Origin of the sequence: Neorhizobium sp. T7_12, from assembly GCF_002968535.1 — a bacterium.
Classification (GTDB): domain Bacteria; phylum Pseudomonadota; class Alphaproteobacteria; order Rhizobiales; family Rhizobiaceae; genus Neorhizobium; species Neorhizobium tomejilense.
Genome location: NZ_PVBK01000013.1, coordinates 38926 through 64928, shown reverse-complemented (window position 1 = coordinate 64928; position 26003 = coordinate 38926). Strand labels below are relative to the sequence as shown.

General features: G+C 63.1%; 24 protein-coding genes. 13 read left to right on the top strand and 11 right to left on the bottom strand.

Features of this window, described 5'->3' with window-relative positions:
- Positions 1–194: 194 nt before the first annotated feature.
- From C5J26_RS23245 to C5J26_RS23225, 5 genes are all read right to left on the bottom strand, one after another.
- Complete coding sequence (locus C5J26_RS23245; RefSeq protein WP_172746025.1) at positions 195–917, bottom strand: enoyl-CoA hydratase/isomerase family protein; 723 nt, start codon at positions 915–917, stop codon at positions 195–197.
- 10 nt (positions 918–927) lie between these two features.
- The gene (locus tag C5J26_RS23240; protein WP_105403940.1) at positions 928–3279 is read right to left on the bottom strand and encodes a xanthine dehydrogenase family protein molybdopterin-binding subunit; all 2352 of its coding nucleotides are present in this window, start codon (positions 3277–3279) and stop codon (positions 928–930) included.
- Positions 3280–3542: 263 nt separating this feature from the next.
- The gene (locus C5J26_RS23235; RefSeq protein ID WP_105403939.1) at positions 3543–4322 is read right to left on the bottom strand and encodes an alpha/beta fold hydrolase; all 780 of its coding nucleotides are present in this window, start codon (positions 4320–4322) and stop codon (positions 3543–3545) included.
- A 14-nt stretch (positions 4323–4336) separates the two neighbouring features.
- Positions 4337–5461, bottom strand: a complete 1125-nt coding sequence (locus tag C5J26_RS23230; RefSeq protein ID WP_105403938.1) for an LLM class flavin-dependent oxidoreductase — start codon at positions 5459–5461, stop codon at positions 4337–4339.
- 68 nt (positions 5462–5529) lie between these two features.
- Positions 5530–6141, bottom strand: a complete 612-nt coding sequence (locus C5J26_RS23225) for an NADPH-dependent FMN reductase (RefSeq protein WP_105403937.1) — start codon at positions 6139–6141, stop codon at positions 5530–5532.
- 198 nt (positions 6142–6339) lie between these two features.
- Between C5J26_RS23225 and C5J26_RS23215 the strand changes: the two genes are divergently transcribed.
- Positions 6340–7047 carry a GntR family transcriptional regulator gene (locus tag C5J26_RS23215; protein WP_105403935.1) on the top strand — a complete coding sequence of 236 codons (708 nt, stop codon included), beginning with the start codon at positions 6340–6342 and terminating at the stop codon, positions 7045–7047.
- 53 nt (positions 7048–7100) lie between these two features.
- Here the strand turns inward: C5J26_RS23215 and C5J26_RS23210 are convergent, their stop codons facing one another.
- The 3 genes from C5J26_RS23210 to C5J26_RS23200 form a co-directional block, all read right to left on the bottom strand.
- A complete protein-coding gene (locus tag C5J26_RS23210; protein WP_105403934.1) occupies positions 7101–7772 on the bottom strand; it encodes a hypothetical protein in 672 nt (223 codons plus the stop codon).
- A 710-nt stretch (positions 7773–8482) separates the two neighbouring features.
- Entirely contained in the window at positions 8483–9643 is a 1161-nt protein-coding gene (locus tag C5J26_RS23205; protein ID WP_105403933.1) for an LLM class flavin-dependent oxidoreductase, read from the bottom strand.
- Complete coding sequence (locus C5J26_RS23200; RefSeq protein WP_105403932.1) at positions 9640–10425, bottom strand: alpha/beta fold hydrolase; 786 nt, start codon at positions 10423–10425, stop codon at positions 9640–9642. The genes C5J26_RS23205 and C5J26_RS23200 overlap by 4 nt, the downstream gene beginning before the upstream one ends.
- Before the next feature lie 369 nt (positions 10426–10794).
- On the opposite strand from C5J26_RS23200, the gene C5J26_RS23195 reads away from it, so the two are divergent.
- The 6 genes from C5J26_RS23195 to C5J26_RS23170 all read left to right on the top strand — a co-directional run bounded on the left by C5J26_RS23195 (position 10795) and on the right by C5J26_RS23170 (position 19236).
- Complete coding sequence (locus C5J26_RS23195) at positions 10795–11586, top strand: SDR family NAD(P)-dependent oxidoreductase (RefSeq protein WP_105403931.1); 792 nt, start codon at positions 10795–10797, stop codon at positions 11584–11586.
- A 139-nt stretch (positions 11587–11725) separates the two neighbouring features.
- A complete protein-coding gene (locus tag C5J26_RS23190; RefSeq protein WP_105403930.1) occupies positions 11726–13189 on the top strand; it encodes an NAD-dependent succinate-semialdehyde dehydrogenase in 1464 nt (487 codons plus the stop codon).
- Positions 13190–13235: 46 nt separating this feature from the next.
- Entirely contained in the window at positions 13236–14936 is a 1701-nt protein-coding gene (locus C5J26_RS23185) for a thiamine pyrophosphate-requiring protein (protein WP_105403929.1), read from the top strand.
- A 12-nt stretch (positions 14937–14948) separates the two neighbouring features.
- Complete coding sequence (locus C5J26_RS23180; protein ID WP_105403928.1) at positions 14949–16178, top strand: alpha-hydroxy acid oxidase; 1230 nt, start codon at positions 14949–14951, stop codon at positions 16176–16178.
- Positions 16067–17863, top strand: a complete 1797-nt coding sequence (locus C5J26_RS23175) for a thiamine pyrophosphate-requiring protein (protein WP_371681946.1) — start codon at positions 16067–16069, stop codon at positions 17861–17863. Before C5J26_RS23180 ends, C5J26_RS23175 begins: the two co-directional genes overlap by 112 nt.
- Positions 17860–19236 carry an FAD-binding oxidoreductase gene (locus C5J26_RS23170; RefSeq protein WP_105403926.1) on the top strand — a complete coding sequence of 459 codons (1377 nt, stop codon included), beginning with the start codon at positions 17860–17862 and terminating at the stop codon, positions 19234–19236. The genes C5J26_RS23175 and C5J26_RS23170 overlap by 4 nt, the downstream gene beginning before the upstream one ends.
- A gap of 23 nt (positions 19237–19259) precedes the next feature.
- Here C5J26_RS23170 and C5J26_RS23165 read toward each other — a convergent pair whose 3' ends face one another.
- Positions 19260–19763 (bottom strand): hypothetical protein, encoded by a 504-nt coding sequence (locus C5J26_RS23165; protein WP_105404034.1) that lies wholly within the window; start codon positions 19761–19763, stop codon positions 19260–19262.
- A gap of 164 nt (positions 19764–19927) precedes the next feature.
- Here C5J26_RS23165 and C5J26_RS23160 point away from each other — a divergent pair, with 164 nt between their 5' ends.
- The 6 genes from C5J26_RS23160 (at position 19928) to C5J26_RS23135 (ending at position 23046) form a co-directional block, all read left to right on the top strand.
- Entirely contained in the window at positions 19928–20191 is a 264-nt protein-coding gene (locus C5J26_RS23160) for an AbrB/MazE/SpoVT family DNA-binding domain-containing protein (RefSeq protein ID WP_105403925.1), read from the top strand.
- Positions 20191–20562: a type II toxin-antitoxin system PemK/MazF family toxin gene (locus tag C5J26_RS23155; RefSeq protein ID WP_172724091.1), complete on the top strand. Its 372-nt coding sequence runs from the start codon at positions 20191–20193 to the stop codon at positions 20560–20562. Before C5J26_RS23160 ends, C5J26_RS23155 begins: the two co-directional genes overlap by 1 nt.
- Before the next feature lie 64 nt (positions 20563–20626).
- Positions 20627–21001: a GFA family protein gene (locus tag C5J26_RS23150; protein ID WP_105403923.1), complete on the top strand. Its 375-nt coding sequence runs from the start codon at positions 20627–20629 to the stop codon at positions 20999–21001.
- A 57-nt stretch (positions 21002–21058) separates the two neighbouring features.
- Positions 21059–21478: an HD domain-containing protein gene (locus C5J26_RS23145; protein WP_105403922.1), complete on the top strand. Its 420-nt coding sequence runs from the start codon at positions 21059–21061 to the stop codon at positions 21476–21478.
- A 76-nt stretch (positions 21479–21554) separates the two neighbouring features.
- Positions 21555–22337 carry an SDR family NAD(P)-dependent oxidoreductase gene (locus C5J26_RS23140; RefSeq protein ID WP_105403921.1) on the top strand — a complete coding sequence of 261 codons (783 nt, stop codon included), beginning with the start codon at positions 21555–21557 and terminating at the stop codon, positions 22335–22337.
- A gap of 151 nt (positions 22338–22488) precedes the next feature.
- The gene (locus tag C5J26_RS23135) at positions 22489–23046 is read left to right on the top strand and encodes an isochorismatase family protein (protein WP_105403920.1); all 558 of its coding nucleotides are present in this window, start codon (positions 22489–22491) and stop codon (positions 23044–23046) included.
- A gap of 6 nt (positions 23047–23052) precedes the next feature.
- Here the strand turns inward: C5J26_RS23135 and C5J26_RS23130 are convergent, their stop codons facing one another.
- Together C5J26_RS23130 and C5J26_RS23125 are read right to left on the bottom strand one after the other, a co-directional pair.
- Positions 23053–24630 (bottom strand): ABC-F family ATP-binding cassette domain-containing protein, encoded by a 1578-nt coding sequence (locus C5J26_RS23130; RefSeq protein WP_105403919.1) that lies wholly within the window; start codon positions 24628–24630, stop codon positions 23053–23055.
- A gap of 306 nt (positions 24631–24936) precedes the next feature.
- Positions 24937–25800 (bottom strand): hypothetical protein, encoded by an 864-nt coding sequence (locus C5J26_RS23125; protein ID WP_105403918.1) that lies wholly within the window; start codon positions 25798–25800, stop codon positions 24937–24939.
- Positions 25801–26003 lie beyond the last annotated feature (203 nt).

The window sequence follows — 26003 nt, the reverse complement described above, 5'->3', positions numbered from 1 at the left end:
AATGTGTTTTACCCCAAAGCGATCCTACGCCGAGGCCGCACCCCGTCAATGAAGCATTCGGACTAGACGGCCGATCAGAAGGCTTAACTCCCCGATGCATGGCGGGATTTCCCGCCGCGTTCCGCAGCCCCTTCTCCCCAATGGGAGAAGGGGCCTGCATGTGGATGAAGGGGATCCTGCCTACCGGATCTATGTCAGCGGAACTTCTCCGCCGTCGCCACGCAATTGATCAGCGCGGCCAGTTCCTTACGGGATGCGAAGGAGGTTTCCGGGCTCATCGAGAGGAAGGCCTTGATGCCGCGGACCGTCGGAACCGAGTTCTTCTCGAGTTGGCCGACGACGCGTTCGACTTCGGCGTCGATGCCGGCATCGGCAACCGTGATGCCGACGATGCCGAGCGTCTTGGCTTCGGTCGCGGGGATCACGTCGCGGGTGAAGACCATGCGGGCGAGGGTGGCGCGGGAAACCCGGTCGGCGAGCGCATTGAGCACCAGCGTCGGAGCGATGTCGTGGTTCATTTCCGGCACCTGGAAGGTGGCGCTTTCGGCGGCGATCGCCACGTCCGCGAGAGCCGCGATGGCGCAGCCGACGCCGGCGGCCCTGCCGCGGATGGCGGTGATGAACGGAACCGGGATTTCGCGCAGCACTTCATAGAAATCGAGGACCGGATCGGAGATCGCGGTGCGCAGGTCGAGCGCGGTAGCACGAGAACCGGCGGCAGGCATGGCGGCGCTGCGGCCGGTGCAGAAATCGCCGCCCTTGGCATTCATCAGCACGACGCGGGTTTCCGGCGACAGCGACTTCAATGCGGCGGTAATGGCCTGCGCCATCTCGGGCGTCAGCGCATTGCCCTTGTCGGGACGGTTGAGGGTGATCTCGAGGACGTTCCCCCGGGTATTGATCAGGACGTCGGACAATGCTTTCTCCTCACGCTTCTTGTTTGGCTTTTGCCGCCCGGATCGCTTCCCAGATACGGGAGGGCGTTGCCGGCATTTCGATATGGGTGACGCCGAGATCGGCGAGCGCATCGGTGATGGAGTTGATCGTCACGCCGAGCGACGGTGTCGTACCACCCTCGCCACCCGGACGGAAACCGAGCGGATGGCTTTTCGCCGGCACTTCGCTGATATGGGTGTCGAAACTCGGGAAATCCGAAGCACGCGCCACCTGATAGTCCATGAAGGTAGCCGACAGGTTCTGGCCGGTCTCCTGGTCGTAATGCGACCATTCGAACAGTGCCTGGCCGACACCCTGGACGATGCCGCCATGGGTCTGGCCATCGACGATCATCGGGTTCAGCGCCTTGCCGACGTCGTCGACGGTCGAATAACGCGGAATATGGAAGAACCCGGTTTCCGGATCGATCTCGATTTCGCAGACCGCCGCGCCATAGGGGTAGGCAAGCCCGTGGGTGGTCTCGTCGGAAATAGCCGCAAGCGTTCCCCGCAGCTCGTCCGGCAGGCCGAGATCGTTTTCCGCAGCCTGCGCCGCCTCGAACAGGCTGACGACGCCGTTCGATCCGCGGGCGCGAAAATGGCCGTCGGTGAAGTCGATTTCTTCCGGCGCGACGTTCAGCATGAACGCCGCGATCTTGCGGCCGCGCTCGATGATCTCGGCAGTCGCCTTGTGCATGACGATGCTCGCGAAGCGCAGCGAGCGTCCGGAATGCGAACCGCCGCCGGCCGAGACGAAATCCGTATCGCTGGCGCGGATCTGCACGATCTCGTGGGAAACGCCGAGGAAGGAGCCGACAAGCTGGGCGAATGCCGTCTCGTGCCCCTGCCCGGTGTTCTGGGTGCCGATCACGACGTCGACGATGCCGGCGGTCGGGTCGATGGTGATCTCGGCGCGCTCGCGCGGCACGCCGCTGGTGCCCTCGATATAATTGGAAAGGCCGATGCCGCGATACATGCCGCGCTTGCGGGCTTCAGCGCGACGCGCCTCGAAGCCTTTCCAGTCGGCCATCTCGAGCACCTTGTCCATGCAGCCGATATAGTCGCCATTGTCGTAGATGACGCCCATCGGGTTGGAATAGGGGGAAGCCTCTTCCGGGATCATGTTGATGCGCCGCAGCTCCACCCGGTCGAAACCGAACTTGCGGGCGGCAAGGTCGATCATCCGCTCGATAATGTACATCGCTTCGGGACGGCCGGCGCTGCGATAGGGGATGGTCGGCACGGTATTCGACATCGCCGCGCGGAATTCCACGTGCGCGACCGGCACCCGGTAGAGGCTGGTCATCAGCTGGATGCCCTTGTTGAGGGGCGTATAGGACACCGTATGGGCGCCGATATTGCTGGTATTGACCGAGTGGAAGGCGAGGAACTTGCCGTTTTCGTCGAGCGCAAGCCTGGCCTTCACATGCAGGTCGCGGCCCTGGAAGTCCGACAGGAAGGCCTCGATGCGTTCCGCCTGATGCTTGACCGGCCGGCCGGTGAGCTTGGCGGCGTAGGGCAGCAGCACGAATTCCGGATAGGTGGCGTTGCGGGTGCCGAAATTGCCGCCGACATCGCGGGGCGCGACGACCCGCACGAAGGCCATGTCGACGCCGAGAGACGCCGCGATCTGCTCGCGCATCATCACGACGCCATGGCCACCGGACGCGTGGATGGTGAACTTGCCGGTCTCCGGATCGTATTCGGCGGCGGAGGAACGCGGCTCCATGTGCACACCGGTGACGCGTTGCGCCCAGCTGGTGAATTCGAGGACATGAACGGCCTTGGCGAAAGCCTCCTCAGTGCCGGCCCTGTCGCCGACTTCGCCATCCATCGCCTTGTTGCCCGGCACGTGGTCCCAGAGCTGCGGCGCACCTTCTTCCAGCGCGTCGACGCCGCGCACGACCGCGGGCAGCTCCTCCCAGTCGATCTCTATTGCCTCAGCCGCATCCTTGGCGAGATTGGTGCTCTCGGCGATCACCATGGCGACCGCCTCGCCGACGAAACGGGCCCTGTCGGTCGGCAGCGCCTGGTGATGGGTGCGGGCACGCTCGGTGCCGTCATAGTTCTTGATGCGGATGTCGGAGCCGAATTGCGAACTGCCGATCGCATGCGGGATCGGCGCGATGCCAGCGGCGACAATATCCTCGCCGGTCAGGACGGCGAGCACACCCGGCATGTCGCGGGCGGCGGACGTGTCGATGCTGCGGATGATCGCATGCGCATGCGGCGAGCGCACGAAGGCGGCATAGGCCGTGTTCTCGAATTTGAGGTCGTCGGCATACTGGCCTTTGCCGGTGATCAACCGGTTGTCTTCCTTGCGCCTGACGTCTTCACCGATCATGCCATTCCTCCCATTCACATCGTCCCACATATCCCGGACGATGGCATTCCGCATGCGGCTCTTGGGCCTTCCTAAAGCGAAACGCAAATCAATTCATAATAGACATATTATATCCGTCAATGTTGAAAATTATGGCCTTCAGAAATGCTTTTCCTTTCGACGATGGCCGAGCGCCGATGGAAACGAGGGAAAGTGCAAAAGTCTCGCAAGAAAAAAGGCCCAGACCGAGGTCTGGGCCAAGCTTCCCTGGGAAGGGATTCACGTCAGGCGGCTTCCGGCCCCTGGTTGAGCACGTAGCCGGGGCCGCGCTTCAGGAAGTCGGTCCACAGCCGCAACGTGCGCTCCGGCTGGTCGACCTCGATCGAATGGGCGGCGTCGAAGATGAAGGCACGCTGCGAGGTCGGGATATTGCGCTTCAGGTGTGCGCCGGCCTCCGCCGGCACGACCTTGTCTTCGGTACCGAGCAGGATCAGCGTCACCGCCTCGATCGAGGGCAGGCGGGCACTCAGTGCCTCGTCGACCTGAATGTTATTGGCGAGGCGCTCGTAGGTGCGGCCGTTGGCGGCCATGACATCAGGCGATTTCGGCGTCGACCTGATCTTCTGCGGATGGGCGTAGAGCGCCTTGAACCGCGCGTCCGGATCGGCGGGCAAACCGCCCTTGCCCTCGAAGCGGAATCCGGCCGGCACGCCGAGGATCAGGTGGTCGACCATTTTCGGGTGCTCGGCGGCAAGCCACAAGGCCGACCAGCTGCCGAAGGACGAGCCGATCACGTCGAACCGCGGGCCGACCAGCTTTTCGGCGAATTCGGCGACCATGGCCACCCAGTCCCGCACCGTCTTCAGGCTTTCGTTGCCCTCGGTGCCGTCGAAGCCCGGGCAGATCGGTGCATAGACCGTGTGGTTTGCGGTCAGAGCCTTCAGCGGCTCGGTCAGCATCACGCCGCCGGCGGCATGCAGGTAGACAACCGGCTGCCCCGTGCCGCCGACATGATAGGAGAGCCTGCCGCGGGAAAGCTCGATCGTCTTCAATTCAAAGCTCATGGGTCAAACTCCTCTTACAGGCCAGCCACTTCTGGTGCGACGCGGTCGCGGAACAGTTCCATGCCGCGGCGAACGACGCTGCCCGGCATGTTGCCGACCTTGATCGTCAGGTTCAGCAGGCCGCAATCCAGTTCCTGGCGCAGGCGCTTGATCTGCTTGATGACCGATTGAGGGCTGCCGCAGATGATCGAACCGGCTTCGATCTGTTCTTCCACCGTACGGCCGCGCAGCGTTGCGAGGCGCTTCTGGAAGTTTTCGCCGGCATCGGCCTCGGTGTAGTAGCGGCTCTGTCCGAGCACGAGCTGCTGGGCGGAGCGCTGCGGCCGCATCAGCGTCTGGTGGAAATAGGTCTGGGCGGCCGCCATGTGGTGCCTCGCCTCCTCGTCGGTGTCGGCGATGCAGATCTGCTGGCCGACCAGGATGTCGTCCGGCGTCGGCTCCCAACCGTAGGAGCGGGCGGTCTTCTTGAAATTCTCGACGGCGGCCTTGGCGATCGACAGGTCCTGGATCAGCGTGATGCCCATGATGGCGCGCATCTTGGCGACGAACTCGGCCGATTCCGCGTTGCTGGCGGACATCAGGATACGCGGATGCGGCTTCTGGATTGGCTTCGGCCAGATCGAGATGGCCGGAAACTGATAATGCTCGCCTTCCCAGCCGAAGGGCTCGTCCTCGGTCCAGCACTTGATGATCAGCTCGGTGGCTTCACGCAGCCGGCTGCGGGATTCACTCGGCGGGATGTTGTAGGCAATGTATTCGTGCGGGATGCCGCGCAGGAAGCCGGCGATCAGGCGACCGCCCGACATTACATCGATCATCGCATATTCTTCGGCGACGCGGACCGGGTTCAGGAGCGGCAGGAGGTTGCCGACAATGGCGATCTTCGCCTTGCTGGTCTGGCGGGCAAGCGCGCCGGCGATCAGGTTCGGGTTCGACATCAGGCCGTATGGGCTGAAATGGTGCTCGTTGCAGCCCACCCAGTCGAAACCGTAGTTCTCCGCATCGACCATCTCGTCGATATATTCGTTGTAGAGCGCCTGGATGCGGGTGCTGTCGATCCCGTGCGTGCTGACCGGCCATTCATGCGGCAGCTTGTCGTAATCGGGATAAGGCATCAGGTGGAAGAAGTTGAACTTCATGGAAAGCTCCGCTGGGACCGTCGCCGGATGAAGGCAAGACGGATCCGACGACGAGGATTGAAACTGGATCAGTTGCTGGCGACGAGGCGCGGCGCGACGTCGTCGACGCGACTGGCCATCGCCATTTCGGCAAAGCTGACGACCTGCGAAGCGACGATTTCGAGTGGCTGGGCAACCTCGCGGCGAGCCGGCTTGCCATCGACGAAAGGTTTCTCGTTGGATTTGATGGTCGCCGCGTAAGGGGTCGGCCAGCCGCGCAGCGCATGCACGACCGAGCGCAGGCCGATCAGCGTTGCGCCCAGCGCCTGGTCGCCGGCGGCACAGACGATGCAGCCGACCGCGCGGCCGTCGAAATAGGAGCGCACGTCTCCTCGCATGTCTTCCGTGTAGTCGATAGCGTTCTTGATCGTGCCGGACATACCGCCGTGATAGCTCGGCGTTGCTATGATGATGCCATCGGCACGGCGAAGCGACTGGAGCAGGCGAAGGGCGGCCGGAGTGCGGTGCGTCACGCCCGGGTCGAAGAGCGGCAGCTCGAGTTCTGCTCCGCAGATGAGGTCGATTTCCGCGCCCGCCTTTTCGGCAGCCAGGAGACAGTAGCGTAGCGCGAGCTCGGAGCTCGAGCCGGGGCGCTGGGTCCCGCCGATACCGACGATAAAGGGTTTGCGGGTCTGCGTCATGGGGTCTCCTCCTTCGGCCGAAGCCGATTGCCTTATCAGGCGCCTCAAGGAGAATTTGTATACCTTTAAAGTGAAAGTCAAGGATTTTATGCCTTCATTAAGCCATGACCCCTCAACTGGTATACACTTTTTGTCGATTGGCCTCGGCGGATGGTTTGTCGTAGTCTCCTCCATCATGAAGAAGGAACAGGTGGCGGCTTGACGAACGAGACAACCAGAGACGGAGCCAAGGACGGGGCGACGCAGAGCGCCGTCGAAACCGCCTATCACCGCATCCGGCACCTGATCCTCACCGGCGAGATGCGCTCCGGCGACAAGCTGCTCGAAAACCAGCTTGCCGTCGCGATCGGCGTTTCCCGCACGCCGATCCGAGAGGCTTTGAACCGGCTGAACGCCGAGGGCCTGGTGGTGCTGGAACGCTACCGGCGGGGGATCGTCGCGGATTTTTCGCTTGACGACGCGGTCGAAATCTTTCGGCTGCGTGCCATTCTCGAAGGTCATGCGACCAGCCGCGCCGCCACCCGCATTTCGGAAGCCGACCTGCAGCGGCTGCAGGAGCTGGAACGGTTGATGGAGACCCAGTTCGAGGAACTCGGCTGGAACGAACATCTTGAAGGGTTCGACAAGCTCAATGGGGAATTCCACGCGGTGATCGCCGCTGCCGCCGAAAGCCCGCGGCTTGAAAAGATCCTCGCCTCCTCGCTGGAACTGCCGGCCTCGATATTCAACCGCTATTCGGAGCCGGTCGAGGTGCGCACGCGCCGCACCCACGCCCAGCACAGGGAAATCCTCGCGGCACTGAAGGCCCGCAACCCGGAATGGGCGCAGGCGGCGATGAACGCCCATCTCTTCTCGCTTTTGCCGACCGCTTCGGGCTCGCTGGAGCATGAAGACGGGGCGAAATGAGACGCGAGCCCCGCTTTCGTTGAGGCTCCCGCGGACCGGCCGTTGCCGATCTGCTACCGGTTGGTGGCCATCCACAGGACGTGGCGGCCGCCGCGCTTGCCGTTGGCGCGCACGTAAACCTCCTCGGTGGCAAATCCGACATCCCGCAATCGGTGGGTAAAACCTGCGTCCGGCGCCGACGACCAGACGGCCAGGACGCCGTTGGCGCGCAGCGCAGCCTTGGCGGCCCGAAGCCCGGCGTGGTTATAGAGGCTGTCGTTGGAAGCGCGCGTCAGGCCGTCGGGGCCGTTGTCGACATCGAGCAGGATGGCATCGTAAGCTGCGTTGCGCGACCGGATCAGCGCTCCGACATCACCGACATGAATATTGACACGCGGATCGTCGAGCGTGCCCTTGTGAAATTCCGCCATCGGCCCGCGCGCCCAGTCGACCACGGCCGGAACCAGTTCCGCGACGGTCACCCTGGCATCGTCCGGCAGGGCTCCCAGGGCCGCCCGCAGGGTAAACCCCATGCCGAGGCCGCCGATCAGCATGTGGGTATTTTTCCGGCCGGCAATCCGCTCGCAGGAGAGCGTCGCCAGCGCCTCTTCCGAACCGCTCAGCCGGCTGTTCATCAGCTCGGTCGAGCCGAGCATGATCGAAAATTCCGCCCCGCGCTGCTTCAGGCGCAGTTCGCCGCCCTCGCCGGGAATGGTTGCGCGGTCAAGCTGGATCCAGGGAAGCATCGGCCTATCTCATCGTCTCGTGCGGGACGCCTCCTAACACAGACGTTGCGGGGAAAATACCGGACTATCGCCTGCCGGTGGAAGAATCCGGTCACCGAGGCCATGCTGACGATGGTGAATTCATTCCGATGGCAGTTGTGGGGCAGGCTCCGCAGCACCCGACCTGCAACAGACCGATAGCGGCGGAATTGTCAGTGCCTCGATCAGCACAAAAGCGAGATCTTCGAGTTCGCCATCGGTAAACTCTGAATAATCGTCTCCGATCGGAAGATTATCCGAGCACCCATCGTTGTTTTTTGGATTCATGTCTCGCCCCAGCCCGCGGCGAACATGCATGAAATTTTGTAAATAGCATCACCTTTTTGATGCTGTGCTGCACAAATAAAAAGGCCCGCGCCTTTCCCCCTGCGCGGGCCTCTCCTAAGACGTAACCTCTTCTACGCTCGACTTAGGAGAATGCCATTGTACTCCGGACTGAAAAGTCCTCAATTCGTCCAAAAGACCTAGCACAAGGGGTATAGCCCCGAGGGGAGCGGCCGGCTTTTGGGGCGCCGGCCGCTAAGACCGCAGCGACTGGGGGGTGACAATTGTGCGGTCCTGCGCCTCAAATGACGACAATCGCGACCACACATCAAGATGAACCTTGGGTGATATGACTACGCCCAAAGGCTTCATAGGCTTATCAAAATCATCAAATTGGCATCCCCTCCTCAGGCCACCCGCCTGGCGGTCACATTGCGCAGATACGGCATGACCTCCTTGGAGTAGATCTCCATGTTCTTGCGGGTTAGCTCGGCCGGCAGCGTACCGAACTGGAGAAGCGTCAGCAGATGGCCGAAGCCGATCTGGGCCTGATATTCTTCCAGCTTCTCGCGCACCGTCGCCGGGCTGCCGCAGATGAACTTGCCCTCTTCGATGACGCTGTCGATCGTCTGCTTCATCGAATGGCCGGCCTTGGCCGACATCGCCCCGACCATGGACTTCACCGAGGTATAGCCCGGCGGCAGCAGCATCTCCATCGGCATGCGCAGGAATTTCTGCAGGAAGGCCTCGATATGGTCCTTGGCTTCTCGCCGAGCGATCTCGTCGGTCTCGGCGACGTAAAGCGGCAGCGACCAGCCGAGCTGGTCTTCCGCCGCCTCGTAGCCGTAGCCGGCCGCAACGTCCTTATACATCTTCATGTAGCGGGCGACGGTCGAGACCGAGGCGAAGGTCTGGAGATACGTGTATTTGCGGTCCGGATGGGCGGCCCATTCGATCGTTTCGCTGGAACCCTGGCTCGGGATCCAGATCGGCGGATGCGGATTGTCCTGGTAGACCCGCGGCCAGACGTTCACGTATTCGAAATTGTAGTGTTTGCCTTCGAAGACGCTCGGACCCGGTTGCGTCCAGGCCTGCAGGATCAGGTCATGCGCCTCCTGGAACCGCTCGTGGCTGAAGGCCGGGTTGACGCCCCAGGAGTGGTATTCGGCACCGATGCCGCGCACCATGCCGGCGATCAGGCGGCCGCCGGTAATGTTGTCGACCATCGCGAATTCTTCCGCCACGGTCAGTGGGTTGTTCAAGAGCGGCAGCGCCCGGCCGAGAATGGCGATCTTGACGTTCTTGGTGCGGCGGGCGAGCGCGCCGGCCATGACGCCGGGGATCGGCATCAGGCCATAGGCGTTCGAATGGTGCTCGTTGACGCAGATGCCGTCGAAACCGAGCTGATCGGCATATTCGAGTTCGTCCAGATAACGGTTGTAGAGCTGGTGGCCCTTTTTCGGGTCGTAATAGGTGTTCGGCAGGGTGACCCAGGCGGAATTGTGCTTCTCGTCATAGGACAGATCGAGATCCGCATAGGGCATCAGGTGCATGAAGTAGAATTTCATCGCGTAACCTCCCCGATGAAGCCATTGACCAGTTCGACGAAACGGTCGGCCTTTTCGATCTGCGGCAGATGCCCGCAGTTCTCGATGATCTCGAGCCGCGAATTGGGAATGAGGTCGCGCCAGGCCGGTGCGTAACCGACCGGCATTGCCTTGTCGTCGTCGCCCCAGACGATCAGCGTCGGCACCGACACGCGATGCAGCCACTTGTGGAGGTCCGGGTTGAGAAAACGCGGCTCCCAGGCGAGCTTGGCCGTGGTCAGCTTGTTCCTGAGAAGGATTTCCATCCCTTTCTTCAACGGCGGTGGGGCCGCCAGCATTGCTTCGGCAAACGCCTGGTCGTGGAAGAGGTTGCGGGCGGTCTCCTCCGGGTTCCACATGAAGACGTCGCCCTTGCGCACGCCCTTCACCCGGATGCCGGCCGGCGCCACGACGGTCAGGGTGCCGAGTTTCGTCGCATTGCGGATGGCGATCTCGGCCGCCAGCCATCCGCCGATCGACGTGCCGACGAGGTTGACCTTCTCAAGGCCGAGATGGTCGAGGACGTCCAGATAAAAGAAGGCGAGGTCGGAAATGTTGTCCAGCCATTCGGGACTGTCGGAGGCGCCGAAACCCGGATGTTCCGGCACGATCACCTCATGGGTTTCGGAGAGCTTGTCCATGAAGGGCAGCCAGCGCGAGGCGCCGCTCGCGCCATGCAGGAAGAGCAGCGGCGAACCGGTACCTTTCCGCATGAGCCGGATCTTCGTGCCGGTGACGGTTTCAAAGCTTTCGGTAAAGCTCATCGGTGTTTCACCCTCCCCGGGACCTGACAACCGTTAAAGCAGGCGCTCCTCGGCACCCGCGAATGGCGGCAATCTGTATAACCTTTCGGAGAGCGTCAATATGACTCTGTCAAATTTTGATTGATAATAGCAAATTTCTAACTTGCATCTTTGGAAATTGCATACAAGGTTGGCGGGGTGGGTTGAGCCGCGGGACGGTTGCTCGAAGATCCCCTCATCCGCCTGCCGGCACCTTCTTCCCGCTGGGGAAGAGATATGCCGCACCGCCGCCGCACCCCCTCTCCCTTCGGGAAGAGGGTGGCCGAGCGAAGCGGAGGCAGGGTGAGGGGGCGCTCCGGGCAAGAGCGAGGAGACTTAGGGAGGACAAAAATGCAGGCCGAAAAACTGTTTGATCTCAAAGGCCAGGTGGCGATTGTGACGGGCGCCGCGAGCGGCCTGGGGCTCGCCATCACCAAGACGCTTGCCGCCAACGGTGCCCATGTGGCGCTCATCGATCTCGACGCCGAGGCGCTTGCCGCCGCCTATCGATGGCTGAACGGCCAGGGCTTTTCTACCGAGAGCCATCAGGTCGACGTCTCCGACAGCGCAAGCCTGCGCAACACGATCGACGGCATTGCGCAAAAGCACGGACACCTCGATATCCTCGTTGCCAATGCCGGCATCAGCGGCGGGCCGAATTCCCGCACCGAGGCGGGTGCGATCGAAAATGTCAGCGACGAGCTGTGGAACCGGGTGGTGGACGTGAACCTCACCGCGACCTTCGTCGCTATCCAGTCCGCTTCAAAGCATATGAAGAAGCAGAGGCAAGGCCGCATCGTCGCGATCGCCTCGATCGCCGGCATGCGGGGCGATCCGATGACCGGTTACGCCTATGCGTCCAGCAAAGGCGCCGTTGTCAACCTCGTCAAGCAGGCCTCCTGGGAGCTGGCGCCCTATAACGTGCTCGTCAACGGCATTGCGCCGGGCCCGTTCCGCACCAATATCGCCGGCGGCCGCATCCGCGAGCCGGAGGTGGAAAAGGCCTTCGCCGATACCGTGCCGCTCGGTCGCATCGCCGAGACCGACGAGATCATGGGCCTCGCCCTGCTTTTGGCATCGAAGGCGTCGAGTTTCATGACCGGCGCGGTAATCCCGATCGACGGCGGTACGGTGGCTATTTGAGCCGACGTGAACGTCGGAATTGACAATATCAGGCTCCCTGCTTTATCCCCTTGAAGTGGACGAGGAAGCCGGGTTCGAGAAAAGCCCGAAATTGACGAATGCCAAACGCACTCGTCTAATGAAATCGGAGGAGACGACCATGAACATCGCGACCAATCCAGCCCGTTCGTCCGACGGCTACCAATCCGCGCGTCTCCTGATCGACGGCGTCTGGCTGGAGAATGGCGACCGCAAGACGCAGCCGCTGATCAACCCGGCCACCGAAAAGGCCATCGGCATGGTACCACATGCGACTGCCCAGGATCTCGACCGGGCGCTCGAAGCCGCAAGCCGAGCCTTTCCGCTATGGCGTGCGACCAGCCCGCGCGAACGCGGCCGCATCCTGAAGCGCGCAGCCCAGTTGATGCACGACCGGCAGGAGGAGATCGCCACACTCGCGACGCTCGAAATGGGCAAGCCGATCGCCGAAGCGCGGCTGGAAACCCATTTCGCCACGGAAGAAATGGAGTGGTTCGCCGAGGAAGGCCGCCGCACCTATGGCCGCGTCATTCCCGGCCGCATCGGCGAAACCCGCTTTCAGGTCGTCAAGGAACCGGTCGGCCCGACCGCTGGTTTTTCGGCGTGGAATTTCCCGGTCGGCAATGCCGCCCGCAAGATGGGCTCGGCGCTCGCTGCCGGCTGCACGATGATCTACAAGCCCGGCGAAGAGGCCCCGGCGTCTGCCGCCGCCGTCGCCCAGTGCCTTATCGATGCGGGCGTTCCAGCCGGCGTCATCGCGGTCGTCTACGGCGTGCCCGACTTCATCTCGCGCCACCTGCTCGCCTCGCCGATCATCCGCAAGATCTCGTTTACCGGCTCGGTTCCGGTCGGCCAGCACCTCATTCGGCTTGCCTCGGAAAGCCTGAAGCGCACCACGATGGAACTTGGCGGCCATGCGCCGGTGCTTGTTTTCGATGATGCCGACCAGACCGCGGCGCTCGACATGTCGGTACAGCGCAAATATCGCAACGGCGGCCAGGTCTGCGTTTCGCCGACCCGTTTCTACGTGCAGGACAAGTCCTATGACGCCTTCTGCGCCGGTTTTGCCGAGCGTGCCGCGAAGATCACGGTCGGCGACGGCCTCGATCCGGCGACCGGCATGGGACCGCTGGTCCACGGCCGCCGCCGCGACGCAATCGAGGCGCTGGTGCAGGACGCCACTTCCAAAGGCGCAAAGCTACTCGCTGGCGGCCATCGCATCAACAACGAAGGCTTTTTCTATGCCCCGACCGTTCTCGCCGACGTGCCGGGCGATGCGCGGATCATGAGCGAGGAGCCATTCGGCCCGGTCGCCGTGCTCAACCGCTTCTCGGATTTCGACGATGCGATCACCAAGGCGAACGAACTGCCCTACGGCCTTGCGGCCTATGCCTTCTCCAATTCGCACAAGACCATCGCAAAACTTTCCGACGCGCTGGAAGCGGGCATGGTCGGCATCAATTCCTTCAATATCTCCATGCCGGAAACGCCGTTCGGCGGGGTGAAAGCGAGCGGTCACGGTTCTGAAGTCGGGATCGAGGGCGTCGATGCCTACATGGTCACCAAGACGGTTAGCATTACCTGAGGACGAGTTCCCGGCGGTTTTCAAGAATTTCCAAAAGGATTGCAGCATGAAACACGAAAAACCGACCGGCACCTTCGCCGCCGAAGCTGTCCTGACCCACATGAAGGCCGCCGGCATCGATGTCCTGTTCGCCAACGGCGGCACCGACTTTCCGTCGATCATCGAGGCGTTTGCCCGCCAGCCGGAAACCGGCCTGAAAATGCCGGAAGCCCTGGTCATCCCGCATGAGGGTGTCGCAGTCGGCATGGCGCATGGCTATTACCTGATGACGTCAAAACCGGCCGGCGTCATCGTCCACGTCAATGTCGGGCTTGCCAACTCGGTCATGGGCCTGATCAACGCCCGGTCGGAAAACGTGCCTGTGATGATGTTCTCCGGCCGCACGCCGATCACCGAACATGGCCGCTTCGGCTCGCGTTCCTCGCCGATCCACTGGGGCCAGGAAATGTTCGACCAGGGCGGCATGGTCCGCGAAGTGGTCAAATGGGACTATGAACTGCGGTATCCGGAACAGGCGGGCATCGTCATCGACCGCGCCATGAGCATCGCCATGAGCGAGCCGCGTGGCCCCGTCTATCTGAGCCTGCCGCGCGAGGCGCTGGCCGAAGGTGCGGAAGTCGAGATCAGCCACCGCTCGACGGTCACCCCGACCACCTACGGTCCGGCCGACCCGGAATTGGTCGCCCAGGCTGCCGACCTGCTCGCCAAGGCAAAAAAACCGCTGATCATCACCCAGAGCCCGGAGCTCGCTCCCGATTTCGAGCCGCTCGCCGGCTTCGTCGAGAAGTTCGCGCTGCCGACAATCGAGATGTGGGCAACCCGCCTGGCACTGCCGAGCGACCATCCGATGATGATTGGCCGCGACTCCACCCAGGTCCTGAAGGAAGCCGACGTCGTGGTCGTGATCAATGCCGCGGTGCCGTGGATTTCCGACCATACGGACATAGCCGAAGGCGCCAAGGTCATCGCCGTCGGCCCCGACCCGCAGCATAGCCGCGTACCGATCCGCAGTTTCCCGATCGACATCGCGCTTGCGGGCGGCGTCAACAAGACAATCGCAGCGCTTGCCGCTGCGATGGCCGAGCGCGTGCCTGCATCGGAAACCTTCTCCGAGCGCCGCGAAAAGTGGGCGAAGATCAAGGCGGCCCAGGCCGAGGCGGCCGACAAGCGCGCCGCCATGGGCAACGGTTCGCCGATGACACCGGCCTATGTCAGCCGCTGCATCTCCGATATCCTGGACGACAGGACGACCGTCGTGAACGAACTCGGCATCGACCCGTCGGTGATGAGCTTCAAATATCCGAAATCCTACTTCTCGACCCCGCTGTCCGGCGGTCTCGGCTTCGGCCTCACGGCAGCGCTCGGCGCCCAGCTTGGAGACCGCAGCCGGCAGGTGATCGCCACGATCGGCGACGGGTCCTACATGTTCGCCAATCCCGTCGCCTGCCACCAGACGGCGACTGCGCTGAAACTGCCGCTGCTGACGGTCGTCTTCAACAACGGCATCTGGAACGCCGTGCGCCGCTCGACGCTCTACATGTATCCGGACGGAAGTGCTGCGACCGCCAACACCATGCCGATCACCGCGCTCGATCCGGCCCCGGATTACGCGGCCGTCGCCCGCGCCCACGGCGCCCATGCCGAACGCGTCGAGACCGGCGCCGACCTTCCGGCGGCGCTGCAGCGGGCACTGGCCGCGACCAGGAGTGGCCAGCAGGCCATGATCGAAGTCATGGTTTCATACTAGGAGGCGTCGGTCATGGGGGGAGCCGGGAACGACGCAAGGACGACAGAAACGCTGGAGGAACTCCGCCGGCGTTATCCGATGGTCGGCGATCTCGAAAAACGGGCGAAATGGCGCATTCCGCGGTTCGCCTACGAATTCCTCCAGGGCGGCGCAGGCGACGAGACCGGCCTCAACCGCAACCGGACCGCCCTGCAGGCGGTCGAGGTCGTGCCACGCTACGGCCTGGACGTGTCCACCGTCGACACCTCGGTCGAGCTCTTCGGCCATCGTTATGCCGCCCCGATCGGCATCTCGCCGATCGGCTTCGACGGCATGATGTGGCCGGGCGCCACCGAACAGTTCGCGAAGGCCGCCCAAGCCCACAACATCCCTTACCTGGTCGGCACGCTGGCCTGCGCGACCATCGAAAAGGTCGTGGAATGGGCGCCAGATGTCACCTGGTTCCAGCTCTATCCGATGGCACCGAACAACCACCAATACAGCTTGGAAATGGCTGATCGCGCCCGCATCGCCGGCGCCAAGGTTCTGGTCGCGACGCTCGACGTGCCGGTGCGCGCCAAGCGCCCGCGCGATCTTCGCAACGGCCTCACCATGCCCTTCAAGCTGACGCCGAAGACGATGCTCGCGGCGGCGATGGCTCCCTTCTGGCTGGATGCGATCCGCCGCAAGGGCATGCCGACCTTCGCCAACATGGCCGGTTTCGCCGGCGCGCCGGACCGCGTCACCACCTCCGCCTTCGTGCAGAAACATATCGGCGGCGGCTTTCCCTGGGAGCAGATCGCCCGGTTGCGCGACGGATGGCCGGGGCCGATGATGGTCAAAGGCGTCATGCATCCGGCTGACGCCGAAAAGGCGCTGGAACTCGGCTTGAACGGCGTGGTCGTTTCCAACCACGGCGGCCGTCAGTTCGATGCGGCGCCCGCGACGATCGACGTTCTGCCGGAAATCGCCCGCACCGTGGGCACCCGTGGTACGGTCCTGTTCGACAGCGGCGTCGTCTCCGGCGTCGACATGGCGCGCGCAATTGCCTGCGGCGCCCATTCGTCGTTTGCCGGCCGCGCGTTCATGCTCGGGCTTGCCGCACTCGGAGACCATGGCGCCGCCCATATGGCGCAGGCCTTCATCGAGGAATACCGCATCACGCTCGGCCAGAGCGGGCTTTTGAATACCGACCAGGCCCGTCGCGCGCCCGTGCGCCATCCCGGTGCCTGGACCGCACAGGACTTCCAACCGCACCTCTAATCGACCATGTCTCCGGGGAGGAGAAAGCCATGAAAGTTGCCGACGCCATCGTGGAAATTCTGAAACGCGAGGGGATCGAGGTCATCTGCGGTTACCCCGTGAACCACGTTCTCGAACACGCGGCCATGGGCGATATCCGCCCGATCATCGTGCGCCAGGAGCGCCACGGCCTGCATATGGCCGACGCCATGTCGCGCCTCTCGTCCGGCAAGACGATCGGCGTCTTTGCCATGCAGCTCGGACCGGGCACGGAAAACGCCTATGGCGGCATCGCCCAGGCCTATTCCGAATCCGTGCCGCTGCTGGTACTGCCGATGGGCTACGAGCGCCGCGTCGCGCATGTCGACCCGAACTACAACGCGACCCGCTCGATGCGCGACATCACCAAGTCGGCCGAGCCGATCACCTCGGCCGCCGAGATCCCGAACATTTTTCGACGCGCTTTCTCCAAATTGCGCAATGGCCGCGGCGGTCCGGTTCTGGTCGAGATCCCGAACGACATGTGGCAGGACGAGGTGCCGGAACCGCTGAACTACCGGCCGGTTCTTTCCACCCGCTACGGGCCGGACCCGATCGCGGTGCGCGACGCCGTCGACCTGCTGCTCGCCGCCAAGCGGCCGATCCTTTATGCCGGCCAGGGCATTCACTACGCGCAGGCCTGGCCGCAGCTGAAACAGCTGGCCGAACTGCTAGCGATCCCGGTTTCCACCAGCCTCGAAGGCAAGAGCGCGTTTCCGGAAACCCATCCGCTGTCGGTCGGCGCCGGCGGGGCGGCGATCTCCAAGACGCTGCGCCACTTCCTCGACAGTTCCGACCTGATCTTCGGCATCGGCTGCTCGTTCACCGAGACCGCCTTCGGCGTGCAGATGCCGCTCGACAAGACGGTCATCCACGCGACGCTCGATCCCGACCACGTCAACAAGGACATCGAAGCCAAGGTGGCGCTGGTCGGCGACGCGGCGCTGACGCTCGACGCGGTGCTTGCCGAACTGGAAGCCCGCAAGGTTTCTCCGCGCGACCATGCGGAAATCGCCGCCGAGATCGCCAAGGTGCAGGAGGAATGGCTTTCCGAATGGATGCCGAAGCTCACCTCCGACAGCAAGCCGCTGTCGCCCTATCGCGTGCTCTGGGACCTGCAGCACACGGTCGATATCGAAAACACCATCATCACCCATGACGCCGGCAGCCCGCGCGACCAGCTTTCGCCGTTCTGGAAGTCGGTAAAGCCGCTCACCTATATCGGCTGGGGCAAGACAACCCAGCTCGGTTATGGCCTGGGCCTCGCCATGGGCGCCAAGCTGATGCATCCGGACAAGCTCTGCATCAATGTCTGGGGCGATGCGGCGATCGGTTTTACCGGCATGGATTTCGAAACCGCGGTGCGCGAGCGCCTGCCGATCCTGTCCATCCTGCTCAACAATTTCTCGATGGCGATGGAACTGCCGATCATGAAGGTCTCGACCGAGAAATACCGCTCGACCGACATTTCCGGCGACTACGCCGCCTTTGCCCGCGCGCTCGGCGGTTACGGCGAACGCGTCACCGAGCCGGATCAGATCATTCCGGCGATCAAGCGCGGCATCGAGCAGACGCAAAAGGGCGTGCCGGTCCTCCTCGAATTCATCACCACGCAGGAAATCGCCCGTTCGCGCTACCACCGCATGCTGACGGGTGAGAAAAAATGACCTCCCTGCAATCCACCCTCGACACCCTGAAGCTCCATTTCGGCGACCGGCTTTCGACCACCGAAGCGGTGCGCGAGCATCACGGCCACGACATGTCCCGGCAGCCGACAAGGCTGCCGGATGCGGTGGTCTATGCCGAAAACGAGGACGAGGTGGCGCGCGTCGTCTCGGCCTGTTTCGAGGCGGGCATACCGGTGACGCCGTTCGCGGCAGGCTCGTCGATGGAGGGGCATACGATCCCGCTGAAGGCTGGCATCTCGCTCGACCTCACCCGCATGAACAAGATTGTCGCGGTCAACCACGAGGACTTCGACGTGCAGGTGGAGGCCGGCGTCACCCGCAAGCAGCTCAACGCCCATATCCGCGATACCGGCCTGTTCTTCCCCATCGACCCCGGCGCAGATGCCTCGCTCGGCGGCATGGCCTCGACACGCGCCTCCGGCACCACGGCGGTGCGTTATGGCACGATGCGCGAAAACGTGCTGGCGCTGCGCGTCGTCACCCCGCAAGGAAAAATCATCACCACCGGCCGCCGCACCAAGAAGTCTTCCACCGGCTACGACCTGACCAAGCTCTATGTCGGCGCCGAAGGAACGCTCGGCGTCATCACCGAGGTGACCGTCAGGCTGCACCCGATCCCGGAAACCATCGCCTCTGCCGTCTGCGCCTTCGAGACGATGCGCGGCGCCGTCGAAACCGTCGTCGCGACCATCCAGAGCGGCATCCCGGTCGCCCGGATCGAGTTCCTCGACGAAGTGGCGGTCGAAGCCGCCAACCGGCATGCAGGCCTCACCCTCAGGCTCGCCCCCACCCTCTTCCTCGAATTCCATGGCAGCCCGCGCTGGGTGGAAGAACAGTCGAACACTGTGCGCGAAATCGCCGACGAGTTCGGCGGCTCGGACTTCGAATGGTCGACCCGCACCGAGGACCGCGAACGGTTGTGGAAGGCGCGCCACGAGACGATCTATTCCAACCAGACGCTGCGCCCCGGCTGCAAGGCGTTTACGACGGACGTCTGCGTGCCGATCTCGCGGCTTGCCGAAGCGGTGCTTGCCGCCCGCGAGGATATCGATAATTCCTTGGTCATGGGCAAGATCATCGGCCATGTCGGCGACGGCAATTTCCATGTCGGCTACCTGATCAAGCCGGAAATCCCCGAAGAACTGGCCGAAGCGGAACGCCTCGCCGAACGGCTCTACCAGCGCGCCATGGACATGGGCGGCACGTTCAGCGGCGAGCACGGGATCGGCATTTCCAAGCTGAAATATCTCCGCCGCGAACACGGCGACGCCGTCGACATGATGAACGCCATCAAGGCGGCGATCGATCCGAAGGGCATCATGAACCCCGGCAAGCTCGGCCAGGTGGAATAAACGAAACCGCCGACGTCGGATGATCACCGGCTGAGATCGATGCGACTGGTCACCACCGGTTTGCCGCTCGAAAGATCCTTGTCGACCGTTTGAAGCCGGAGGCGGTCGTCACCGATCTTCTCGATCGTCATGTTGGCAACCCGATCCCCGTTGATCACCCTCGCCCAGCGGACGCCGAGATTGATCGCATTGCCGCGGCGGTTGCCGGAAAGCACCGAAGGCTGGCCGGACGGTCCGAGATACGTGCCGCTATAACCGTTTTCCGAAGCCTGCAGGTCGGCCGATATGCTGCGCCGGATGACCAGCAGGCCGCGGCAGGTTCCCTGCATCGAAAGGGTAGTCGCCCCGGCCGTCGAGGTGAAGCTGCAGGTGACATTGATGGGACTTGCCCCGATGCGGGTCAGAACCGTGCCCTTGCCGCTCCAGTTGCCGGCAAGTGTTTTCAGGAAATCGCTTTCGGCAGCCAAAACGAAGCCCGGCGAAAAAGCGGAGGCGATAAACGCGGCAGAGGCGAGAAATGAGCGCATGGCGACGATCCATCTGAATGCTCGCTTCGAACGCCGGCTGAGCCATTCTGTTCCATCTGGCATCCCGAGCCGCCATCGAGTGGCCCAGCGACGCGCGTAAACCCACTTCGACCTTGCTGCCGCGCAAGAACATGCTACATATGTAGCACTTTCAGGAGCAAACCATGCCGGTCACCACCAAAATCCGACGCCAAGGCGGTGCTGCGGTGATTACCATCCCGCCGGCCCTGTTGAAGCTGATGCATACCGAAGTCGGCGATCAACTGACGCTCGACGTCGCCAATGGTGAGTTGATCGCCCGTCCTGTCGAGAGCGGCCGCAAGCGCTACACCCTCAGCGAATTGCTGAAGGGGAGCGAGGCCATGGCGACGCTGAATGCCGCGGTCGCCGATGCTCAGGAAGGCGATCCTATAGGGCACGAGATCTGATGATCCGCAGCAACGTGCCGAGGCGCGGCGATGTCTACTGGATCGACCCAAACCCCGTCGCCGGCCGGGAAATGAAGAACCGGCATCGTTTCGTTGTCATCACGCCGATCGAGATCAACAGGTTGGGCGTCAGCATGACGGTGCCCATCACCACCGGTGGGGCTTTTATCCGCGATGTCGGTCTTGCGGTGGCGATTTCCGGCCATGACACGACTGGCATCGCCGTTTGCAACCAGGTCCGCAGCTTCGACATTCCCGCCCGCATCCAGCAGAAAACCGCGCAATATATCGAGACGCTGGACGAGGCGACCATGAACGAAATCGTCTCGCGTGTCGTCAGCGCCATCGACCCTGCACCTGAACCCGCCTGATCTCTTCCCTTCATCCTCCCCTGCCCTAACTGCATTTCCGGGCGAGGAAGAAGGAGGAGCGAGTATGATCATCCGGTCTGGAAGCTGCCTTTGCGGAAGCGTGCGGTATTCGGTGAAGGATGCGCCGGTCAGGATCGGGCTTTGCCATTGCGCCGATTGCCGCAAGGAAAGTGGCTCGAGCTTCGTCACGTTCGGCATCTGGCCGCGGCATGGCTTTGAAAGCAAAGGCGAGGTCAAGTATTTCCATGGCCGCGGCTTCTGCCCCGAATGCGGCTCGCGCGTCTTCAACGAGAGCGACGGCGACGAGATCGAGATCCGCGTCGGATCGCTCGACATGGCGCCGACCGATCTCGAGCCGGTCTACGAAATATGGGTGAAGCGAAGGGAGAACTGGCTGAGCCCGCTTCCCGTCCCTCAGTTCGAAGAAGATCGCAATTGACGCATTGTCGTCGGGCGCGGACCCTGTAGAGCCGCCCAGCGGACGGGAGACAGACAAATGTCGGAACTGATCGACAAGGCGATTGTCATCGCGACGCAGGCCCATCAAGGACAGTCGTCGAAAACCGGCGGCCCGTTCATCGACCATGTCAGGCGCGTCGCCGAAAACGTGGCCGGCGAGGACGAAAAACAGATCGCCTGGCTGCATGATGTGGTCGAGAAAGGCCCTGGCTGGACGTTCGAGCGGCTGCGCGAAGAAGGCTTTTCAAAAGCGGTCGTCGATGCCGTGGACGCGATGAGCAAACGCGACGGCGAGGAATATTTCGCCTTCGTCCGCCGCTCGATCGAAAACCCGCTTGCCCGGCCCGTGAAGCGCGCCGACCTCACCGATAATCTTGCCCAGATGCGCCAGATGGGCGGCGACGGTTCGAAATTCGCGGAAGGCCTGCGCATCCTCGACGAGCGATATCCGTCCTGATCCCGGGAACCTTGCGCCATCCCTTGCCGTTCGTTTTTGCGCGGCAGAAGCCGCGATCCGACGACAGGATGGGCTCATGGAACTCAAGAATCAGGTGGCTCTGGTAACCGGGGCAGGTTCGGGCATCGGCAAGGCGGCGGCGATGAAACTTGCTGCGGAAGGCGCAAAGGTCGCCCTGCTCGGCCATACGAGAACCGAGATCGAAAAGACTGCCCGAGAGATCGAGAAGGCCGGCGGAGAAGCGCTGGTGCTCGAAGCCGACGTTTCCGACGAGAGCCGGATGCGCGCAGCGATCGATCGGCTTGCCGGAAAATTCGGGCGGCTCGACATCGTCGTCGCCAATGCCGGCATCAACGGCGTCTGGGCGCCGATCGACGACCTGAAGCCGGAAGAGTTCGACAGGACGATCGCCGTCAACCTGCGCGGCACCTATCTGACGCTGCATCTCACCGTGCCGCATCTGAAGGCACAGGGCGCCGGCTCGATCATCGTCGTCTCCTCGATCAACGGCAACCGCACCTTCACGACACCCGGCGCCACCGCCTATACCGCCACGAAAGCCGCGCAAGTGGCGATGGTGCAGCAGTTGGCGCTGGAACTCGGCAAGCACCACATCCGCGTCAACGCCGTCTGCCCCGGCGAGATCGAAACCAATATCGGCGACAACACCAAGCTCCGCCACGCGCAGGAAACCGCAATCCCGGTGGAATGGCCGGAGGGCCAGGTCCCGATCAGCGACGGCCGGCCGGGAAAAAGCGAGGACGTCGCCGAAGTCATCGCCTTCCTCGCCTCCAACCGCTCCCGGCATGTGACGGGCACCCCGATCTATGTGGACGGCGGCCAAGGGCTGCTAAGGTAGGATTGTTTTCCGCGCCGAAGTTCCCGGATTGCCCTTCCAGGCTGACCGGCGGTTGACCTTATCCTCGAGCGATCGCGCCCTCAGCGCGAAGATATGGGTTGAAATCCGGAGGGAATCCGGCAATTTCCCTGTCTTCAATGGAGGCAACCCCATGTCCAGCACATCCGCGGAAAAAGCGCCGGTCATCATCATCGACCTGCAGACCAATATGTTCGACGGCCTTGTCGAGCCGCCCCTGCACGAGGCGGATCTGCTGACCGAGCGCGCCCGAAAGGTGATCGACTGGGCGCGGCGCGAAGGCCGGGCGATCGCCTTCGTGCGCCATGACGGGCCGGAGGGCGATCCGCTGGCGCCGGGAGAGCCCGGCTGGCCCGTCTGGCCGGCGCTCGGCCAGCGGGACGACGAGCCGACCTTCTCGAAGACCGTCCGGGACTCGTTCAGCAATCCGGAACTCGGCGCCTGGATCGAGAACCAGGGTGCGCCGGAAGTGGTGATCCTCGGCGCCCAGACGGATTTCTGCGTCGCCGGCACGGTGCAGGGGGCGATCGCGGCCGGGCTGAAGGTGACGGTGGTTTCCGACGCCCACAGCACGCTCGATCAGCCGCAGGAGAGCGCCGCCGCCATCATCCGCCGCTACAATGCCCAGTTCGCCGAGGCCGACGTCAATCTGGTGACGACCGAGGCGCTGACCGGTTCGCCAGCCGCCTGACCGGTTCTAGCCCAACTCCAGCCGGCGGGTGATGCCAATCGCCTCCAGAAACACCTCGTCATGGCTGACAACCAGCAGCGCGCCGTCATAGGCGCGCAATCCGGCCTCGACCGCGGCGATGGAATCGATATCCAGATGGTTGGTCGGCTCGTCGAGGATCAGCAGCGACGGCGGCGCCAGTCCGCCAAGCACGCAGGCGAGCCCCGCCCGCAGCATCTGTCCGCCCGACAGCGTGCCGACCACCTGCAGCGCGGCATCGGCGCGGAACATGAACCGGGCGAGCGCCGCGCGGCCGGCATTTTCGTCCGCCTGCGGATTGAGCCGCCGGAAATTGTCGCGGATCGACAGCGCCGGATCGAGCAGGCTCACCCGCTGGTCGAGCATCGCGGATCTGACCGGCACCCGCACCGTGCCCGAGAACGGCAACAGGCTGCCCGAAATCAGCGACAGCAGCGTCGTCTTTCCCGAACCGTTCGGACCGGTGACGGCGATGCGTTCCGGCCCAGTGATCTCGAAGGAGAGGTCACGCAGGACCGGCGTTTCAATCTCGTAACCGGCGGTGACATTGTCGATCCGGAGCACGACCCGGCTCGCCGGCAGGCCGGTCGGCAGCAGCGTCATGGAGAGCGGCTGGAGGATCTCGATCTTTTCACGCGCAACTGAGATGTCGTCGGCCGCCTGGGTTCGCAGCCGCTCGGCAAGCCGGGCGTTGTCGCCGCTGGTGTTTTCCGCCCGCCGCTTCATGCCGCCGGCGACGATGCGCGGCATGTCGCCCTTGGCGGCCTTCTTCTTGCCGGTTCTGTCCTTGCGCGCCTTGCGCTCCGCGGTTTCCTGCGCCACACGGTTGACCTCCGCCATCCGCTTTTCGGCATCAGTGAGATCGTGCTCGGCGGCGGCCAGTTCCAGCACCTTGCGCTCCCGGTATCGGCTCCAGTTGCCGCCATAACGGGTGGCACCGAGCGAGGTCAATTCGACGACCGCATCGACGGTTTCCAGAAGCTCGCGATCATGGCTGACGATGATCGCCCCGCCGCGCCAGCCGGCGAGCAGGTCGATCACCGCCCGGCGGCCGTCTCGGTCGAGATTGTTGGTGGGTTCGTCGAGGATCAGGAAATCCGGCTCGGCGAAGATCAGCGCCGCCAGCCCTGCGCGGGTGCGCTGGCCGCCCGACAGCGTTTCGAGCGGCGTGTTCGCATCCGCATCGAGGCCTGCCCGCGCCAGCGCTTCCGCCATGCGCGCTTCCAGCATCCAGTCGGCATTGGCGAGTTCCTCGGCGGATGCCTCGCCCGCTTCCGCGCGAGCAAGGGTGGCCAGCGCATCGCGCGTGCCAAAGAGGTCGGCGATCGTTTCGCCGGGCGCGACCTGCACGCTCTGGCGCAGCACGCCGAGGCTGCCAGAGACGGAGACCGTGCCGGATGCGGGCGTCAGTTCGCCGGCGATCAGCTTCAAAAGCATCGTCTTGCCGACGCCGTTGCGCCCGACAAGGCCGGCGCGTTCAGGCCCGAAGCTGAGGTTCAGATGGGAAAAAAGCGGCCGGCCGTCAGGCGTGGACCATGAAAGGTTTGCAAGCGTAATGGAAGGCATGGACGGATTCCCGAATGGCAAGGCAAAGCGGCGTTGCGTTTCGGTTGAGGTCCATGGTCCACCGTCCTGTTGGTGCTGCAGATGGCGGTTTTCTAAGCGGAAAATGCGGCGCGTTCAAGGACAGACAAGGACCCCGCAGGATAGCGCGAGGATCCCTTGTCTGTTGACCGGAGGCAACAGGAGATGCCTCACCAACTTTAAAGCACATCCCGCCGGGTATTGTCCTTGCTCGGCATTGACCAATTTGGGTATATCTTTGCGGTGGCAACGCGGGCACGATCCGAGGGGTCATGAACGGAGAATGCATCAACCCGCTGGCTCAGATACGGCCGTCACCACTGGAGAATAGGTGTAGGGTTCCTGCATGGAGATGCTGCGAAGGTGGGCATACCAGTCATCGATCATCCCGGCGATAGTTCCCTTTAGGAGCGACAGATACTCACTGTCGCTGAGCGCCGCAACGTCCTCTTCGGTCATGTTCTCGGGAACATGGGTTCGATCAACCTGATCCTTGGATGTCGAATCTTTCCGGACCTCTACCGCGCTCTGAAAGCGATCAGCTTCCAGCATGAGCGAAAGCAGCAGCTTATTTGCGGACATGTCTGGGCCATCGGCCTCGCCTTCATTGACCGGACTCTCCACTTCGGGCGCGGGAACGACTGGTGCACCATCGGGGCCAAAAGCTGTGACGTCGAATGTCAACTCGGCGAAGAATTTAAGGATGCGGGCGGTCCTATCCTGGGCCAGGGCCATTCCTTCAAGACCTGCCTCCTCGGTGTCGAAGCCGATGGAGGAATAGTCGAAGCCGTCGGCAAGTTCCGCCACGCCGCCTTCATAGATTCGTGCTAGGACAACATCGCCGATCTTGATTTCGAACTTTACTTTGCTGGGGTGATTGCTCGCCGTTGGATCGGCAATTTGCTCCGCTGACGGCGGCGGCAACCCGATGACATCGTCGAGATCGGGAGCGGTCGAGAACTTCCCGAAAGCATCATAGATAAACTCACTGACATCGCTGCTTCCTGCGCCGTCGAGCAAGGTTGCTGGCGAAGATGGGTTCTCCGAAGCCCTGGGTTTCGTGCCCACAGTAGCAGGCGTTTCCGCACCCTGCAGAAGCTTGAGCGCGTATGTATTGGTTACGCCAAGCATCGAACTGCCAATCGTCGTCATCTTACCCCCGTGTCCAGGTTTTCCGGACCAAGCGACGTTGTGATCAAAATGATCGCAACACATCACCAGCGGCGGAGATGCAATTTCCGAGGTTAGCGGGAATGGCTTGCACGTAACTTGCGATAGCAGAATAAGGAAGCCGCATCGCCCCCCTCTTCAGGAATACACCGGCTTCCTATTGTCTTGATAGACGCTCAAGTGCG